Genomic DNA, 19,601 nt, shown 5'->3' with positions numbered 1-19,601 from the left:
CTAATTCACTGAGGTCGGCTGAGGCCAGACCCCGGGCCGACGAAACAATCAATAAATCATCAGAACTTCTCTATACTGTTCATCCCCTTCTGTTAATACAACATCGAAGTTTTTCTGGTAAGAGGGCTTTTTTAGAACAGCCCATAGCACATACGTTCTTGTTAAAATATTTAATCTCGAAAGTTTACAGTCCACAATCGTATCAACCGTTAGCAGGGTTCCTGCATTTACAGGACCGCTTATAGAACTATAACTTGCCCCCGATGAGTCACTTGTTATAACTTCTAAAACTTCACCGCTGTTAAGAGAATTAGTAAACTGTACCTTGCGAACAAGCCGGTTAATTTTCTTAAACAGGTAAACCTTTTTTAAATCAACATTGGTGAGCCCGTATATTGGAAACCACTCAGGGTACATATTTTTATATTTTATAGTATCAGTTCCTGTCATCGAAATAGTGCCATCGTTGGATGATGAACTATAGCGAAACGTAAACGAACCATTACCGTCCGTTTTAATTGTTTTATCAAATCCCTTTACCACACCAAGCAGCGATCCAATGGATGATTGATAAAATGACAGTGTGTAATCTGCAACAGGAATGGGATTACTGCTGCTCTCCAATAGTTGCCCCTTTATAGTATAGGTGCCGGAACTGGTTAGTTTCTTACATCCGGTTGCTGATAACAACAACAGGAAAACGATGCTCTTTTTCATGTGCAGCAATTGAACAATTTATTTACCGGTTGCTGTAGGCACCAACCGGTAAGGAAATGACAAAACTAAAAGTTTACCATGTATTCTTTTACTCCATTAACAGGAGGCAGCAATGTATCTCTTCTTTCAATCGAAATACCATTGCCGTAAATCCCATACATTAAAAACGACTGGATGCCTCCGGCAGTTTTAAAAGTAACAGTTGTATCAATTTGACGGCCCCCTTCAATATTAATACCGTTTCCTATTCCATTGCCATAAGAATATCCAAAAGCAATAAACTTATAATTAGTAACGGTTGACGTTTTAATACGAACTTTCATAGTTGCCGGAAAAAAAAGATGAAAATTCTGAACGAAGGGAATATCAAAATTATTACTGTCTAAGTAAAAGTTGCGAACCTTGTAATGAGCGGGAGTTGGCCCGTAGATATATCCTTGTTTTGTTGCCTGAATATAGTAAAGAGACGAACCATACTTGAGCCCGGTACCATTAAACTTAAATTCATACTCGCCATTATTGTTACTGTAGGTCTTACCCAGGTAATATACTTCGTCCGGATCGGGAAGTGGCCATTGAATCTGACCTACGGTGAGTTTACCTAAGTAAAACCGAACCTCCACATTACTCAATCGCTTATTTGTTGGTGTGTCAGTTACAACACCTCGCAAAATAAAACAGTTGCCGCTACAATTAACTCCATCAAACATGGGTGTATTATCGGTAGCTTTTTTACAACTTACTATTAACACAAACAACGAAAAGTATAAGGTTAGTCTCATGAATTGCAAATCTGTGCCTTTTATAAAGTTAAAGCAATTAATTGTCTGTCTGCTCAGGTTTTAGGAAGTAGCCCCTACTTCTTAGCAACGTCTCTCCATGTAATTAGCTGCTGTTTTGCACAAATGCCTGAGGAGGACGTTGCGATTGACCTGTGTTTCGATTGTAGTACGCAACTTCCCCATTTAACGTAGTGCACATATTCATCTTTATCTATTGGGAGACGTTGCTGAGAATAAAGGAACTTGCGATAGTAGCAAGGATGAAAAATAAAAATAAAAGTGATTTCAAGATGAATGATTAAAGAATTGCAGATCACAAAATTCAGTTTGCTTCCTGCTTATATTGTTTGTGAATTGCTATGAAGATACAAAAGATGTATTCTAACTCCCTGGGGTCGGCTGAGGCCAGACCCCGGGCAGACGAAAAGGCATCTTGTTACTCTGAGTGCTTCTGTATTTGTTTTTCAAGTTCGTCAATGATTTGGTCGGCTATTTTAATCATCTCTTCGATCTCCTCTCGTGTCAAATTCGTGCTGCTATGTACTATTTGATTTCTTATCAACAGCAATCGCTTCAAACTATCTGATTTTAAATTGTCCAAAAGTTTTTCAGACAAATAATTATGGATATAATTAAATGATCTTGCCTTGTTATCGGAAATGCCATCTTTTAACATCAATTCGGTTCCAAGTTTTTCAATTGTCTGCCACCTGCGTACGATTTCAAATTCGGAATTGTCTTTTTCAACGACCGTATTATCCTTAATCAACTCCACTTTTCGCTTAAATGCTAGTTGAGAATAGAAGTATGAGGCTATTGAAACCAATATGCCTAAAGCTGCGATTAGTAGCCCAACGTCTTTTGTAGTGTCAAATTGTTTATTTTGATACAAGTAAAATAATATACCTAACATAGAATATAACGCACCCGCCATTGACAATGTTAAAACCATCCGCCTTTTCCTTGACTCTTGTTTATTCAAATCTGCCTTTTTATAAAGAATTTCTTCCTTTGCCTCTATTATGTCTCTAAGTGAAATTTCTTTATCGGCTGTGTTCTTTTGACTCGCATTTTGATATGCCCTTTCGAGTATCATTTCGACAACTTCGTTAGAAGTTTCATCAAGAGCAACTCTAGCTGACTCTGTAAGTTTATTGTAAACTGTTTTATCCATTGTTCTCTTGATTAAAAGTTAGGTAAACAAATGTCCCAACAGCAATAAAGGACATAATAATGAACCAAATAACATGATTTGTATCCTTAAATTTCTCGGTATCAAGTAAGCTTCCAGCAACTAATGACGAGCCGAATGCTATAATCTGGATTATTTTTGATTTCCAACTTTTTTTTCTAGCTACAATCATTCTGGGTTGCGTGGCTGCCTCTTTTACATTTGATTGAGTAACTTCTGAATTTGTTTCAGGTAACCGTCGACTTGCTTCAATGCGTCCTGCTTCATCGACAATTTCTTCAGCAATTCTCGAAGATTGTTTTTGCAATTCAGTTTTTGCATCTTGGCTAAAGTTTTGGACTTTCTCGTCCGCTATGTCAAATTCTATTCTCATTCATTTTTCACTTAATAGTTGTTTGAAATAATTCATGCATATTGTTCATTTCCATCATACCAATTTTCTTTCCCTGTGATATGTAAATTGTAGCCCATTTTATTAATTTTTAATTGTTGGAGTTTCCTTTATGCGTTTTAGTTAAGGAACTTCTTTTTTGATTGGTTCATAAAGAACACCGTCGACCTGAGGCTTAAAAACGCCTTTTCTAATTAATTCATAAATATATCTACTAACTACACTTGCTGCCAATCCTAGCTTTTCTGCAACTTCTTTATGTGTTCCTTTTGGCCATGGCTGTTGTGGAAGGATTTCTCTAACTTTTTCCAATATAGTTTCATCGATTTCGATTCTATCAGGGGGAGTTTGCTTTTCCCCAGTATCATTTTTTTGAACGAAAGAGACCTTCGGAATGTTATGTATTGTATAACCTTTAATTGTCCTAATGATTTGACTAGATTCCTTACAATTATTGCAAATATTCTGAGTCCTAGAATTTAGAAAATTGCTTAATTCGCATTTGATTTCCAATTTACAGGTTGGACAGTTATATATTTCTTGCTTTTTTATTTCTGGCTCTAATTTAAAACCATCTAACTCATTCCAAGTAGCAGACAATTTGGACGAACAATTTTTGCAACTGATATACTTAAAGCTTGTTTGTGAAGGCCGCTGCTTATAAACTACAGATACGTTACATTTGGGACAATGTTTTTTTACGTCTTCTTTTCTTGCTCTGGCTGGTGTCCTTGAAGTTCTTACAAATGTGCCGCTTACACTGTTCAAAGTAATGTTTAAGTCTTTTCTAAGGTCGGTAATTTGCTTGCTTAAATTTTGAACATCATGCAAATTCTGATTTTGTTCGATTGGTTTGGCTTTTATAACCGATTCAACTCTTTCAACTAACTGCTTTAAATCGTTTTCCCGAGCTTGTTGCTCTTCCATTTTTTCGTCAAGCTCTTCTCCAATAACCCCCTTCCAATCACTTAAATATGTATCATTTACAGATTTTAAAGTGTTAATTATATGAATAGCACTTTCTATTCTTTCATAGCTTGAAAGATAAAGTTCCTCAGTATTTAAATCTTCATCATCATCTTCTAATTCTTGTTGTAAATAGACTGAGAGCTTTGCTAATTCGTTAGATAGATTATTTACTTTTTCAGCTGCATTTAAAGCATATGTCCGAAGATTTGAAAGATGCTGCTCTTTCACTTCTTCAATTGCTTGCTTGTGTGAACGATCTGCAAAATATTTTGAAACAACCCAAGATGCTATAAATGATAATATAGTTAGTACTATCCCTAACAAAGTTGTTTCTTTAGGTGTTAAATCTGTGAGTGCAACACTCAGCAAACAAGCAATAATACTTAATGATAGTATTATTAGTAGGGTATTAAAAAGCTTTGTATTCATATGAAGCTAATTTAGAATTGCGCTTAACACATATATTTAAGATAAGTGTTATTGATATTTGAATAATCGGTGCTTTATTTTTTATTGTTGTTAATACAATATTCTTCATTCATTATTCAAGTACAAACATTTCAAAATGCTTGTACTCAGGCGATGCTGTAATACATTTACATAAATAACTTTCCTGGAATATCCCGGCACATAATCTCTGTTCTTCTCCTGCGCAGCAATCAAAATAAAATTGTCCGGGGTAAAGCGTGGAGTTTGGGTTAGCTCTGGCTGTTCCGGTGTTCACGGTTGCAGGTTCACTTGCTGGCGCAACTCTAAAGTAAGGCAAAATACTTATATGGGGAAAAGTTCATGGTTCATAGATCATGGTTCATGGGAGAGCAGTCAACGGTCAACGGTCGATAGTCTACCACAGGTTGCGAGTATGCAGGATTAAAGAGAAGAAAAAGGCCCTTTGTTGTACCATACAAAGCCCTATGCTATACCATACAAGCCCCTTTGTTGTACTATACACAGCGCTTTGCTATACCATACAAAGCCCTTCGGTAAACTATGAAAAGCCCTTCTCACATGTATGAAAAGCCCTTTTGTAAACTATCCGAAGCCCTTCGGTAAACTGTGAAAGGCCCTTCTCACATGTATGAAAAGCCCTTTGGTAAACTATCCAAAGCCCTTCGGTAAACTATGAAAAGTCCTTCTCGCATGTATGAAAAGACCTTTTCTAATGTATCCCAAGGCCTTTTAAGCAACCGGGGTCGGCTAGGGCCGGCGGCATTCGAGAGGACGTTGATGTTTTTTGTCATTCCGACGCAGGAGGAATCTGTCTATCGCTTGCACTACAACCCAACAGATCCCTCGTTCCTCGGGATGACAACTATATTGCAACTGCAGTACAGTTATTTGGCAGCGTAGTTCGTACTGAATTCATATTTCCCCGAACCAACTTTCACAACCACATATTCTTTCTCCTTACCTACAACTTGTAAATCTTTTACTAACGCCAGCGGCTGACCGCTTTCCAACACATCAGTTGCAGCAGCTGCAGGAATATAAATAGTAGCAGTTGTATTGGCTGGCACTTCTGCACGCAGCATCAGTTTACCATTCTCTATTTTCCAGCCACTGCTGAGTGTACCGTATTGTGTTTGGTAGCTGGCAGATGCATGGGTGAACTTTCCACCCACATGCGGTTGTATACGGATCTTCTTATAACCGATACCATCTTTGTCGATATCCAAACCAACCATTACACGATACATCCAGTCGCCGATGGCACCGTATGCATAATGGTTAAAGGAGTTCATGGTGATGGCCTGGAAATCGCCGTTGGTGCGGATACCATCCCAACGTTCCCAAATAGTAGTAGCGCCTTTTGTTACAGGATACAACCACGATGGATAAGTTTTTTGCAGCAACAAGGTATACGCCACATCGCTGTAACCATAACGACTCAACACATGACACAAATAAGGCGTGCCCAAAAATCCGGTGGTTAAATGATTGCCGTATTGTTTGATGTTGTTCACCAAACGATCGGCCGCCTGCTGACGTAATTCTTCCGGAAACAGATCGAACTGCAGTGCCAGCACATACGATGTTTGTGTGTTGCTCATGGTGGCACCATTGGGCGTGGTGTATTCTTTTAAGAAAGCGGTTTTTATTTTTTGCAGTAACGCCGTGTAGGCGGCCACATCATCGGCCTTACCTAATTCTTTTGCTGCATTAATAAGCAGTTGCGTGGAGTATGCATAAAAGCATTGTGCAATCAAGTATTTATTGGTGATGGCTGCGTTACCATCATTATCATCGGCCATGGTGTAAAACAACCAATCGCCAAAGTGACCGCCTTTATTCCACAGATCATTTGTGCTTTGGCTTTGCATATAACCCACCCATGCTTTCATACTGCTGTACTGGTTTTCTAAAATGCGTTTATCGCCATACACCAGGTACATTTCCCAAGGGATGATCGTTGAAACATCAGACCAGCCTGCACTCGCTCCTTCTTCGCCCAATACATTCGGAATAACATGCGGCACACTGCCGGTCTTCATTTGATCGGCCGCTACATCTTTCATCCATTTGGTAAAGAAATTATTTACACCACGTAAGAAAGTGGCGGTGCGGAAGAAAGCCTGTGCATCACCTGTCCAGCCCATACGTTCATCACGCTGCGGACAATCGGTTGGCACGTCTAAAAAATTTCCTCTTAATCCCCATTCAATATTATGCTGCAGTTGATTGATGAGTGTATCGGATGAAGTGAAGCTGCCTGTTTTTTGCATATCAGAATACAACGCAACGGCGGTGAAATTTTGCGGCTGCAGTTCAGTTGCAATACCTTCTACTTTTATATAACGGAAACCAAAGAAGGTGAAATGCGGTTCAAAGATTTCTTCGCCGTTTCCTTTTAATATATAAACAGCCTGTGCTTTTGCACTACGCAGATTCTCGGTATAAAAATTTCCGTTCTTGTCTAACACTTCTGCATGCGATAGTTTGATGGTATCGCCTGCTTTGCCCTTTACTTTTACCTGTACCCAACCCACAAGGTTTTGTCCGAAGTCGATCACCTTTTCTTTTTTGGGTGTGGTGATGACTTTCAGTGTTGCAAAGGTTTCATGTTTTTTAATGGGCTCGTTATAGGTGGCGATCAAAATATCTTTTGATGCGTTGGATGTTTTTACTGCTGTCCAGTTCTTATCATCATAGCCTGCAACTGTCCAACCAATTTTTTCTTTTGTTGCATCCACCACTTCACCTTGATAAATACCATTTGAGCGGATGGCACCTGTTGATGATTTCCAGCTTGCATCAGAAGCAATGGTTGCCGTTGTTCCGTCGGTATAAATGATGTCGAGCTGAAGCAACAGTGCAATATCTTTTCCGAAAATGTTTCTGCGGTGATCGAAAGAGAAGTTACCACGATACCAACCATCGCCCAATGTAACAGCAATAGCGTTGGCTCCATCTTTCAACAGGTTGGTTACATCGTATGCCTGGTATTGCAGGCGTTTGTTATAACTCGTCCAGCCGGGAGTGAGATAAGCATCACCAACACGTTTGCCATTGATCTGTGCTTCGTATAAACCATGTGCAGTAATATAGGCTGTTGCTGATTTTATTTTTTTACCGCTGTTGAATTCTTTGCGCATTAATGGTGCTGCAAATTCTTTGTCTTCGGTATAGCCGGGTTCGATCCATTGTGCTTTCCAGTCTGATGGTTTTAATAAACCCATTTGCCATGATGCAACTGTGCTCCATGCTGATGCGGTTCCTTTGTTATCATACACACGCACCTGCCAGTAATATTTTTTGCCCGACTGCAAGGCAATGCCTTTGTACGGCACATGAATCGATTGATCGGATGTGATCTTACCGCTCTTCCAAATGCCTTCGCCTTTTACTAAAGCTGCAGCTTCTACACCTACTCTTATTTCGTAAGCTGATTGCATCACATTGCGTTGATTGGAACTTAACTGCCAGCTGAAGTATGGTTGCAGTACATCAAGCCCGATGGGATTGGTTAGGTTTTCAGTTTTTAGATGATCAACTTTTACCTGTGCGAATACAGATAAGACGATGCATTGAAAAGCAAGAAGGAGCAAGCTTATTTTTCTCATATCAATTGAGTTTACTTAATAGTTCTAAATATATTTATTCAACAACTTCAACACTGTTAATCGAAATATAATGGCCGAACGTCTGCCCGTGGTCAGGCCCAAGCCGAAGCCGGGAACAAGAATTACAACGGTTATTCCCTTACCCCAGAATCGCTTCAATTTTCGCCAATTCATTCTTGCTAAAGGAAAGATTATTTAAACAGGCAACAGAGTCAAGCAACTGTGCACTACTGCTTGCACCAATCAACACCGATGTTACACGTTCATCTTTTAATAACCAGGCCAATGCCATTTGTGCCAGCGTTTGATTGCGTGTTGTGGCAATAGCATTCAACGATTGTATTTTTGCCAGTACAGTTTCAGTAATCTGTTCCTGTTTCAACGATCCTCCTCTTACTGCTCTTGATCCTTCGGGAATGCCATGGAGATATTTATTCGTTAACAACCCTTGCGCCAATGGTGAGAAGGGAATACAACCCACACCGTTAGCTTCCAATACATTCAGCAATCCATCTGTTTCCACCCAACGCTCAAACATGTGATACTTTGGTTGATGAATTAAGCAAGGCGTTCCTAATTCTTTTAACAACGCAAATGCTTTTGCAGCATCTGCACTTCTGTAGTTGGAAAGACCAACATACAATGCTTTGCCCTGGCGAACAATCAAATCCAATGCTGTCATTGTTTCTTCTAACGGCGTGTCAGGATCGGGACGATGATGATAAAATATATCAACATAATCGAGTTGCATGCGTTTTAAACTTTGATCAAGACTTGCAACAAGATATTTCTTTGATCCCCAGTCGCCATAAGGGCCATCCCACATGGTATAGCCGGCTTTGGTGGAGATGATCATTTCATCACGATGATCAGCAAAATCTTCTTTGAGTATTCTGCCGAAATTTGTTTCTGCACTGCCGGGTGTTGGGCCGTAATTATTTGCAAGATCGAAATGTGTAATGCCACAATCGAAAGCTGTGTGTAATGTTTTGCGATAAATTGTTTCATCATTCACATCACCGAAGTTTTGCCAAAGACCCAATGATAAAGCCGATAACTGTATACCGCTCTTGCCGCAACGGCGATATTGCATTTGCTGATAACGTTGTTCGTTTGCTGAGTAAGACATAGCTTAAAATTATTTCAGCTTGAAAGTTAAGGCTTCATCCCTATCGAATATTAAACAACCCGATTATTTATCATTCACATTCTATTCCGTCAGACGAGGGCGTCAGACGGAGCCACTTATCACTTCAACGCCGTTATTGTTACAGGCCCAAGTAAACCTGATGACAATGGCTTCCAATCTGCCGCAGTGAATATGCCTTTCTTTGCATTCTCCGGTTTACGTGCAGGCATGTTGGTGTTGTAAAATATTTTCCACGGAAGATTATTCTTATCCATATAAGTAATCCGGTTGGCCATTAAGTTGGCAACAATAATCTCCAGTTTATTATTGGCTTGCATGCCAGATGCAGGAATCACACATTGAAAAACCGGTCCGATGACTGTTGCGATCTTTTTGCCGTTGAGGATTACTTCGGCTGTTTCATCTACAGTACCAAGATTGAGCAACCATGACCCAGCATTACCCGTTGGTTTTGCAAAGGAGATCGTATACTTTGCTGTACCGGAAAAATTCTTTGCATCATCGCCGCCGAGTTCTGTCCATGATTTTAATGTGGTAGTTTTAATAGCAACAGGAATGGTTGGGCCACCATCGAGGAAGTTGATCGTCCACTCTCCTTTTATTTCCTGTGGATGAGTAATGCTTTCTTTGTAAGGAAATGCATCACCTGTTTTCTTTGTTGTATACGATTGTATAATGATGGATTCATACGATTGTAATTGCAACAATACTTCAACGGCACCTTTGCTATTTTTGCGCCACAATGCCAAACCTTTTTTGTTATTCATTGCATCGAACAATGCAACAGATGCAGCATTGGTATTTAGTTCGATCCATTCTTCAAAAGGTTTGTCTGTTCGGTTGTTGATGAGCCACATGGTGCCTTCTGCATTTTTTCTGCGAAGAACAGACAATCCTTTTTCGGTATAGCTTTCTTTTCTTGCTTTGGCCGCCAGCAACAACACATCCAGATCATCGCTGATCATGAACGCACCTTTGCCCACAATTGCTTTCTGCAGGTTATCTGATTTTGAAAATTTCAACTGACTGATGAGTTGCTGAAATGTTTTTCTTCTTGCATCTAACTGGTTAAAGCCGGGTACATCATTCGGCAGATTTTTATAAACTAATATCGTTGCACCTTGTTGTGCAAGTTTCAACAATTGCTGAAATGCTTTTTCAGTGATGAGCTTGTTTGCAGGTAACATAATGGTGCGATACACATTTCCACTGCTGATGATATTCTTACCGCTGTTGGTAAACTTCTGCAACTGTCGTTCGCTGAAGAAATCAAAACTATAGCCTTTTTCCACCATCCATTTTGATACATGTTCAAAATCTGTATTCACAAAATTCCGTTCCATGCCATCGAAATGCTGCAACAACACATTGCCGGGTTCTGCATAACGATCTACAATTGGATAATACAGTAACACATCGTTATCGGGTTTGCCTTTTTGTAAAAAGCTTTGTGTGCGAGTTATGTAAGAATTCAATGCATGAAAATGGTTCCACTGCGGATTGGTTGGTTGAAAATGAACCGCAGCATAAAATAACCAGCCGGGCCATTTCGCTTCCTTCGGCGAATACTCTGTACCGTGATAAAATATATGATTCACACCGCCAAGGAAATACAAATCGATAATCTTCTTTACATCAGCCCAGCTTGATAAGAAATGTTCATTCAGCCATGTAGCTGATTCAGACGATACCAATTGCTTGCCCGATACATTCGCAGCTGAGGTTGCAAACTTGAAACGAAGAATATCTGTTCCTTCTGTCTCCGGAATATCAACAACACTGTATAAGTCTAATGTATTTGCAGGCGAACCATGCGATTGATTGCGCAGCATCTTTCCTTTTGTTCCTGCCCATTTTTTCCATGTCATGGTAAAATGTTCCAGCAAGAGTTCATCAATCACCGAACGGTAATCATAGATCACACGACTGTTATTCTCGGGTGTATCTTTTCCAAACAATGCAGGTAATTGAGTTTTCAGATCATAACCTTTTCGCTTTTTAAATTCAGCAAAGAAAGTTGGTGTCCAGTTGCTTTGTCCTCTTGCATCATCCACTTCATATGAATCGTTGAAGAAAGAACGCAGGTAAGAAATATCATAACCTTTAAACGAAGCGTCAAACTTTTTGAAATAGTTGGTGGCTGCATTTAACGAAAAATGATCGATGGCATAACCTTCACCACCGGGTGCTGCACGTTCAACCATCTTGCCATGCAAGCCTTGGAATAATGCATACAAGGTCCAGTTACCGGTTGGAGCAGTCCAGTTTAATTTTCCGTTTGCTTCTACTTTTGTTGTGAGATCGATCGATTCATTATTATCAGAATAAGCGATCAATGTTTGCAAAGGCAGTTTGCCGGGATATTGAATCTGATCCAATGCCAATGCCTGCAGATTTTTATTTGTCCAGACAGGTTTCAACACCTGGTCGAATGTTGCAGGTTTGTTATTGGCTGTGCGAATAAAGCCTTCCTGTTTGTATTCAACAGCTTCACTTAATTGTTCGCTACCATTAATTTTATATGTTTTATAGAAAATACTTTTGCTCGCATCATCCTCTTTTACCCATGGTCCGCCGAAAGGCCAACCGGTTCCGTTTGCCAAATCAACACCAAGACCCAAACGTTTTGATTCATTTAATGTAAACGAAAACATCTGCATCCATTTCGGCGAAAGAAAATCGATGAATTGTTTTTCAGTTCCTTCTACTCCGTAGATAGGTGTTAACTCCACACCACCTAACCCAGCTTGCTGGTATTGCTGTAAGTTCCATGTAAGATCGGCTTTGTTTACTGCGCTACCCTCCCACCACCAACGTGTCCATGGTTTGGTAACATTGGTTACAGATGGCCAGTTTAATTGTGCCTGTGCAATGATGATCGAACAACTAAAAGAAAGGAGCGTGATTAATTTTTTCATTCGTATGTTGATAAGCTGATGTTTATTTTGATTCGTTGATCTCTACGGCATAGACGTTTTCGATGCCTTCAAAGTTAGCTCTGAAGATGACCCATTTCCCATCCGGACTGAAGTGCACATTTGGTTCAAGACGATAGTTATGATGTTTCATATTCACCAAACGTGTTGACACAAATTTATCTCCTTCAGGTTTGAATAAATAGATCCACATCCCATCTTTTGCTCTTGCTACCTGTCCTGAATTACCACCATCACCACAAAACAATGTATTATCCTTGTTGCTGTTGAAATGAATGCTCCATTCATCACGCTGCAACTCGTATTTTGTTTTTTGTCCCGTGTTTACATTGTGACCTTCCACATAAAACTTTGTGCTGCGTGGTTGTTGCAGATCGTACCAGATCGTTTTACCATCAACACTGGGCCACTCATGTCCTGCAATTTCCATATCCATGATACGCTTGTGAATCTGTGTGATCTTCTTTGTCTTTACATCAATGGTCCAGATGCGGTTTACTTTATGCCAGGGCCCTTCATGACAAAACATTAATAAGTTCGGATCAGTGGTTGAGAACTGCACATGATTGAGCCATGCACTATCGCTGTGTACTTTGTCTAATTCTTTCGTCTTTACATTGATGGTGAACAACGTGCGTGGCAGCTTTGCTTCGTAAATGATATCGAAGTAGCTGGATTTGTTGGGATATTTTTTAAAGAGTTCTTTTTCTTCATCACTTGATTTTGCACCACCCAACAATGTACCATCAGCATTGATCGCCGTAACTGTTCCTTTAAAATCGTCAGGAAAAACAAATACCTGTTTTACTTCTTTTGTTTTTGCATTTACACAAAACACAGTATCTCTTATCTGGTAATAAACGATTCCTTTTTTATTATCAACGATCTCTCCGTTCATCGGCAGGCGATGATTAGTTAGTTGTTCGCTCTTTAATGTTTTGAGATCAAGTAAATGAATCTGGCGGTTACCGGATACAACAGTGGAGATTTCCTGTTTGCGTACACTGTCAACGTTGTTTTTGTTGCTGCTGTAAAACACCATCGAATTACCAATGAAGGGGTTGTTGTGAAAGTAGAAGCTGAGATTGCTTCTGCCGTCCATTCTTGTTAATTTGACTATGCGATGTTTGGTGTCTTTATCGATCCATTCGTCCGGCATTTTCTTACCACCGGTTTCGAGGACTTCCTGAGCATGCAGGGACAATACAGTAGCGAACAGCAAAGCAACCGTTGAGAAGATTTTCATTTATACAGCTTTTAAACAGCCTATAAAGTAAAGACTTAAAAGCAGGACGGTTATCCTGTACAGTCCTGCTATTTTTCCGCCTGTTTCAGCGCTCGGTAGCGCTTGCGCACATCGGGGAAAAAGATAAAATTGAAATAGAGAAAATTTACGACTATGATAACGTAAGCTACGTTGAATGGCAGTCTTGAGCGAAACCTGACCATGGTACACTCCAGCGCAATGATGGTGAGTGCCAGTGTAAACAATTTCGGATTAATGACTTTTCTCATAAGAATTTGGAGTATGTAAGAGCTGCAATATACTTATTCAATTGCATCCGTCTTTAAAATTCAAACCACAACCTCCCGCTTATTCTGCCTGAAACAGGATCATTCTTCTGACTTTGCGGCCCCATTGTATTCGCTGCCCGGAATTTTGTACCTATTGGCGCAATTGCGTTTAAGAATCCAAAATTACCCTCAGGGAACGGCGGGTTCACATGCGGAATAAATGTGGTTGATGCTTTCCCTGGTTTCAGCATTTGAACAAACAGATCTTCTTTATCAGTATAAACAGTGAAAGATGTTGCTGCTGTTTCAACAGTTACCCAATACACATTTCCATGATAACCTGAAAATTCCGGATAGCTGATCACTTCACCTGTTATAGCTTTATTGTATTTCTTCTGCCACACATTTAGCGGTGCTCCTTTTAACCGATTCTTCCAGACACGGTATGGGCCTGCACCCAACCATTTCATTCCTTTCAGTTTTGTTTCATCAACATTGAATGTGATACCGTAAAAATCAGCAACAGTTGATTGCGTGTAACTGTATTCAAGTTTAGCAGGTAAACCGCTTGTGAATATCCATTTCACATTAAGCGAAGCATCACCTCCATATTCAGCTTCCACAACATAGGTATTGCTGCCTTGTTTAGCATGTGTAAACTTTTGCAGTGTTTGCTTTCCGTCGGCAATAACAGGGCCATTACCAAAAGGGATTGGTTGTTGATTTTTTTCGACGGTAGTTAAATAACCTGTTGTTGTATCAAACCTGTAGCTGATGCCATCGCAAAGAATTGAAATTGTTTTTCCTTCGGTTGATTCTTTTATTGCAGTTACCGGTTTCTTAGTAGCGGCTAAATTTATTTTTGCAATAGCTGCCGGTTGTTGAATGGGCCATGTCCATGTATATAATTCACGACCGTATTGATCTGTTGCAGTAAATGATAGTGCATCTGCATTCATCCAGTTGGCAGGCAGTGCTATTTGAACTGTTCCTGTTTCTCCCGGGGCCAATGCAACAGATGTTTTGCCGGATTGAATAATTGTACGGCCGGTCTTCTTCTCTTTTGCCAATGGAAACTTTACTAGTTGCCAGCTGAATTTACATGCAGATAGATTGGTATAGATATAATTATTTTCAACCGAAAGTGCTCCTGTAAAGTTTTTATCGAGCGTTGGCTTTGTAACCTGCACAGGGCTCCATATTTCTTTGATGGTATAAAAGCTTCCTTCTTTTTCATGATGCGGCCCCACAATACCGTCAGGTGCATGGTTGCCATCGGTATCTAAACTATCCTTCAAATCTTTCCGTACAACAGCTTCATCTGCTAACACCCATAAGAAACCGCCTGCATGCCGTGGATTTTTGCGAAAGAGTTTCCAGTAATCATCCAGTCCTGCACCGTGTCCACCATCATACAAACCATGGATCATTTCTGTATGTAACAACACATCTCCCTTATCAAAAGCTTTTTCTACATAACTGTAATCTGGATAGTGTTTGGTATCAACGTTATTGAAATTATTCCATGGGTGCAATACAACCCGTTGCTGCGGATCGTACAATGCATAATCATCATCGAGGTCAGTGTTCCATCCGCCTTCGTTACCATTATCCCAAAATAAAATAGAAGGATGATTGACATCTCTTATCACTAACTCCTTCACCAGTTTTTCGCCAACCGGAGTTCCATATTTATTCTGCCAGCCTGTTAGTTCATCCAATACAAACAAGCCCAATGAATCGCACAGGTCCAAAAACTCAGGATCGGGTGGATAGTGCGACATACGAACAGAATTCATATTCATATCCTTGATCAATTCAATATCCTTCAAATGAATCTTGCGGCTTAGTGTTCTTCCGCTCTCCGGCCAGATGCTGTGACGGTTAACACCTTTCATCATGATCTTAACTCCATTGACATAGATGCCATCTCCTTTCCTTACTTCTACTGTTCTGAAACCAAAACGCTCATGATACACATGTACGACTTTCCCGTTACGACGAATGCTTACTTCTAGTTTATACAAGTTTGGAAATTCAGCATTCCATTGTTTGGGATTGGTAAAACTGTTTTGCAACTGAATTCTATCAGTGGTATTTGTTACAGTTGCAGTGAATGGTTTTCCAAATGCAACACCTTTCAATGTTTTTACCTGTGCAGTTATTTCATCCCCTTCTTTTGTTTGTTCAGCATATACATCCATTGTAAACTTTCCATCTGCTTTTGCATCAATCGCTACACGTTGAATAAAAGAAGCCGGCAGAATCTTTAAATACACCGGTCGATAAATACCACCAAAGACCCAGAAATCACCTTCACGTTCTGCATTGTTCACTGTTTTGTCTGCACTTACTTTACTAACTGTTACTTCCAATAAATTCTCAACGCCAGGTTTAATATACTTTGTGATGTTATATTGAAAACGATAAAAACCTCCCTGGTGTATTGGCCCAACCAATTGCCCGTTCACTTTCACTTCTGCATCAGTCATCACTCCTTCAAATACAATTTCGATCTGTTTATTGGCCCATGATTTATCTGCTACAAAGCGATGTTTGTATAAGCCCTGCTCCGTACTTTTCTTTTTGGCATTGCCTTTTTCATCATGCCCGTAATTATATGCACCAAAGCTTTGCAGTTCCCAATTCGAAGGAACAGGTATGGTTGTCCATTTTCCGCTGTTCATGCCGCTTGTACAAAAGAATTCCCAGTTGACAGTCTTGTCTTTGTCTATACCTGAGAGATAACGGATCTCTGTCTGTTGTGCATACAACGCTCCCGCTTCTAACAGTAAGCAGCTTATTACAACTACCAGTTGCCAAATTTTTACTCTCATTTATATGTTCTTTTTAACCATTCTTCTGGTACAGCAATAATACAAATGTTCATTGATCTTCCATCAGCAGATAACATCGCTGACTGTATCTGAATTTTTGTTCCATCAGGACTCATCGTTGGATGCGGATGATCACCTGCAGTTGTTTTATGACCTGTTGATAGTAACATCATTTCATTTGTATGTCGATCGATGAGATAAATGTTTCTTGTAAAATCATCACCCACTGCCCAACGTCCATCGGGTGAGCCACTCACATGCCACAAACCACTACCGCTTTTTGTTTGTCCTGCAATATAAGTTTCTCTTGTGCGAAGATTTACAATCGCCAGACCGGTTGGTTTTTCTCTTGTACCACTTGGTCCCCATGCAGGATCCTGCCCGGGATTAGCACCTCCAACAGCTGTACCTGTTGTATCAACGCCACTTATCTTACGGTGACCCATGATCGCTATTGCAACTTCATCTTTACCAATCACGGCTTCATGAGTTACCCATTCATATTCTGATTCAGGGTAAAGAGGACGAAGACCAGTTCCATCACGCATCACCGTCCATGTACGCTGCGGTGATTTGCCGCCCGTTTCCCAACAGAACACAATTTCACCGGGCATCCACGGATTGGTTTGTATATGCCCGATCTGAAACGGAACAGACACAACATATTTTATTTCGCCTGTAAATACATTCATTGCTGCAATACCATTTGGCCCTGCACCCATGTTACGTGGCCCGAAATTATCCGCAGGTTTTGTTCCTGCTGCTAAATGTTTTGCTGCTGCATTTTTACCAACACGGAAATAAGCCCACTCTTCATCACCATCCAATGCCATATCGCCACCACCTTCGAGTTCTAACGGAATTGTTCCGCAGATGCGTTGATATTCACTGGCTGCTTTCATCTTACCAGCTTTGCTATCAGCAAATACTTTTGCCAGGTCAACTTCAACGATTTGTAATGGAACAGGATTTCTTCTGCGTGCTGTATCGCCGGGTGTTCTTCTTGCAGTATCCCGTTGTGATGAACGCATAAAATATAACTTCATGCTTTTGCGAGCCACATTCAACATACCCGTGTAACCGCCTTCGGTTACCTGCACGATGTCGCCTGTTTTTTCATTCACAGCCAGGGCTTCGTTTCTTGCACGGTTACTTCGGAAAATAAGCCACTCGCCATCACTCGTCCATTGATTGTGCGTTTGATAAATTTTTGAATCACCTGCAGGAGTACTTGTTAAGAACAACAGTTTTGTTCCTGTAACAGGATCAATCACTTCTTTTCGCTCAGATGGAAAACGTTTGCCGATCTGTGCCGATGCAAACGTTGACACACATACTATTGCAATAATAAAAATCTGTTTCATTTTGATTCGTTTAAATACTTTACCAATCTAACTTCAACAAGCTTACGCCTTGTTGCGGTAATGAAATTGTGATGTTCAGTATTCCATTTGTAACTTTTAGTTTTTTTTCTGCACCGAATGTTTTTAATTGTCCGGCTTTTTCTAATGTCGCAATCTGTTCCTTTGTCGGGTTTTGCGGCGAACCCATTTTCTTCCACACTTCGTAGCTATTGCTGTGTTCATCATCAATACGATATTCTGTAACTGTTACAGTTGCAGCTGTTATTCCGTTGATGTTTACTGCAACTGGTAATGCCGCATTTTTTACATCATCATCATGATAATTCCACAACATCACCGTAGCAGAACGTTTATCCTTTGCTGCCAATCCACCTACATCATTATATTTTCTTCTTACACTGGAGTCAACCATTGTTTTCAAGTCATACATCTGGTTGCCTTGCACCAATACACGTTTTCCTTTCATCAGTCCAAACATGCGAAACACATTCAGCACCGGTTTATCTACACCGTTGGTTGCAAGATCACGAAAGCCATAGAACCAGGGCTGATCTTCAAATTCAAATGCCCATGATACAGCACCGAGAAAATTTACGTTGAACGAATCGGCCAGTAAATATTTGCGTGCAAAAGAAGCAGCCGTATAACTGGAGAACATCGTGCCGTTACGATATGCATTCTCAGGATTGGTATGCATACCACAAGCTGCACAACCTTCAGGATCAGATTCACCAATGATAACGGGAAGATTTTTTAACTGCGGATAGGATGCAACAAATTTGAACCCTGCATTAATATCTCTCAGTTGTGTTCCCATATTCATTTGCACATGACCATTGACAACACGAGGTGATCCTTTTGCATGAAACAATATGGCATCAACAGGTGAACCGATTTTCTTTGTTACATAATTCGTATCGCTGTAACAATGTTTTACAAATGCATGTAACCATTCCTGTGCACCTTTGCTCGCAGTGCCTGCAATATTGATACCGCCGATCTTTGCAGTGGGCAATGCACGCTTTACCGCATCTGCTGTATAATCGTATAGTTTAAAGAATTCATCTTTTGTTCCCTTCCAGTAACCGTTTGGTTCATTCCATAATTCCCAATACCAGCTCTCTACTTCTTTCTTACCGTAACGATCCACACTGTGCTTTACCCATTGAAAAACCAACTCGGCCCATTTGTTATAATCTTTTGGTGGATATGCCCAACCTGTAATGATCTTAAAATAAGGATCCCCGGGTTTCCAATCATGTTTGTATGGTTGCGGATTGGTTGATAATGCCTCGGGCATAAAACCGATCTGTGCCAATGGTTTCATTCCTCGTTGAACATACGTATCAAAAATACTGTCGATGATCTTCCAGTTATAGATGGGATTACCGTTTGCATCTTCTGTATAAGCATTAGTGCTACCCCATTTCAATGCAGGTGTGCCATCACCAGTAACCAATAAACTATGCGCCCGTACATACACAGGAACAGGACTGAGCTTTGCAATCTCTGTGAGCAACTTCTTCCCGTCCTTCATATAAGTATAGTTCGGTTCATCATAGCCAAACCATGCCCAAACGGGTTTCATATCACCAGTTTCTTTTTTCAAGTCAACTTTGATGGTTGCAGTTTGTGCGAATGCTTCAGAACATAGGAGAAGTGCAAGCAGTAATCGTTTCATAAGTTT

At 40.2% G+C, this 19,601-nt stretch carries 12 protein-coding genes; all 12 read right to left on the bottom strand.

Annotation, left to right across the window (positions count from 1 at the left end; translation table 11 throughout):
* Positions 1 to 48: 48 nt before the first annotated feature.
* The 12 genes from WG954_RS16385 to WG954_RS16330 all read right to left on the bottom strand — a co-directional run bounded on the left by WG954_RS16385 (position 49) and on the right by WG954_RS16330 (position 19,595).
* Positions 49 to 717: a hypothetical protein gene (locus WG954_RS16385; RefSeq protein WP_340437803.1), complete on the bottom strand. Its 669-nt coding sequence runs from the start codon at positions 715 to 717 to the stop codon at positions 49 to 51.
* Between the two features lie 65 nt (positions 718 to 782).
* The gene (locus tag WG954_RS16380; RefSeq protein WP_340437802.1) at positions 783 to 1,499 is read right to left on the bottom strand and encodes a hypothetical protein; all 717 of its coding nucleotides are present in this window, start codon (positions 1,497 to 1,499) and stop codon (positions 783 to 785) included.
* 436 nt (positions 1,500 to 1,935) lie between these two features.
* A complete protein-coding gene (locus WG954_RS16375; RefSeq protein WP_340437801.1) occupies positions 1,936 to 2,673 on the bottom strand; it encodes a HEPN domain-containing protein in 738 nt (245 codons plus the stop codon).
* Positions 2,666 to 3,064 carry a hypothetical protein gene (locus WG954_RS16370; protein WP_340437799.1) on the bottom strand — a complete coding sequence of 133 codons (399 nt, stop codon included), beginning with the start codon at positions 3,062 to 3,064 and terminating at the stop codon, positions 2,666 to 2,668. Before WG954_RS16370 ends, WG954_RS16375 begins: the two co-directional genes overlap by 8 nt.
* Positions 3,065 to 3,205: 141 nt before the next feature.
* A complete protein-coding gene (locus WG954_RS16365; RefSeq protein WP_340437798.1) occupies positions 3,206 to 4,480 on the bottom strand; it encodes a hypothetical protein in 1,275 nt (424 codons plus the stop codon).
* Between the two features lie 905 nt (positions 4,481 to 5,385).
* Positions 5,386 to 8,112 (bottom strand): family 78 glycoside hydrolase catalytic domain, encoded by a 2,727-nt coding sequence (locus tag WG954_RS16360; protein WP_340437797.1) that lies wholly within the window; start codon positions 8,110 to 8,112, stop codon positions 5,386 to 5,388.
* A gap of 139 nt (positions 8,113 to 8,251) precedes the next feature.
* Positions 8,252 to 9,241 carry an L-glyceraldehyde 3-phosphate reductase gene (mgrA, locus tag WG954_RS16355; protein WP_340437796.1) on the bottom strand — a complete coding sequence of 330 codons (990 nt, stop codon included), beginning with the start codon at positions 9,239 to 9,241 and terminating at the stop codon, positions 8,252 to 8,254.
* A gap of 119 nt (positions 9,242 to 9,360) precedes the next feature.
* Entirely contained in the window at positions 9,361 to 12,180 is a 2,820-nt protein-coding gene (locus WG954_RS16350; RefSeq protein WP_340437795.1) for a glycosyl hydrolase, read from the bottom strand.
* 22 nt (positions 12,181 to 12,202) lie between these two features.
* Positions 12,203 to 13,444, bottom strand: coding sequence for an oligogalacturonate lyase family protein (locus WG954_RS16345; protein ID WP_340437794.1), 1,242 nt, complete (start codon positions 13,442 to 13,444; stop codon positions 12,203 to 12,205).
* 322 nt (positions 13,445 to 13,766) lie between these two features.
* Complete coding sequence (locus tag WG954_RS16340; protein ID WP_340437793.1) at positions 13,767 to 16,550, bottom strand: glycoside hydrolase family 2 protein; 2,784 nt, start codon at positions 16,548 to 16,550, stop codon at positions 13,767 to 13,769.
* On the bottom strand, positions 16,547 to 17,914 hold the full coding sequence (locus WG954_RS16335) for a TolB-like translocation protein (protein ID WP_340437792.1): 1,368 nt from the start codon (positions 17,912 to 17,914) through the stop codon (positions 16,547 to 16,549). Before WG954_RS16335 ends, WG954_RS16340 begins: the two co-directional genes overlap by 4 nt.
* Positions 17,915 to 17,933: 19 nt before the next feature.
* Positions 17,934 to 19,595, bottom strand: coding sequence for a GH39 family glycosyl hydrolase (locus WG954_RS16330; protein ID WP_340437791.1), 1,662 nt, complete (start codon positions 19,593 to 19,595; stop codon positions 17,934 to 17,936).
* Between the last annotated feature and the right edge of the window lie 6 nt (positions 19,596 to 19,601).

Source organism: Lacibacter sp. H375 (assembly GCF_037892425.1).
Lineage (GTDB): Bacteria > Bacteroidota > Bacteroidia > Chitinophagales > Chitinophagaceae > Lacibacter.
The sequence above is the reverse complement of the archived record's forward strand: the minus strand, read 5'-3'. Positions and strand labels throughout refer to the sequence as shown.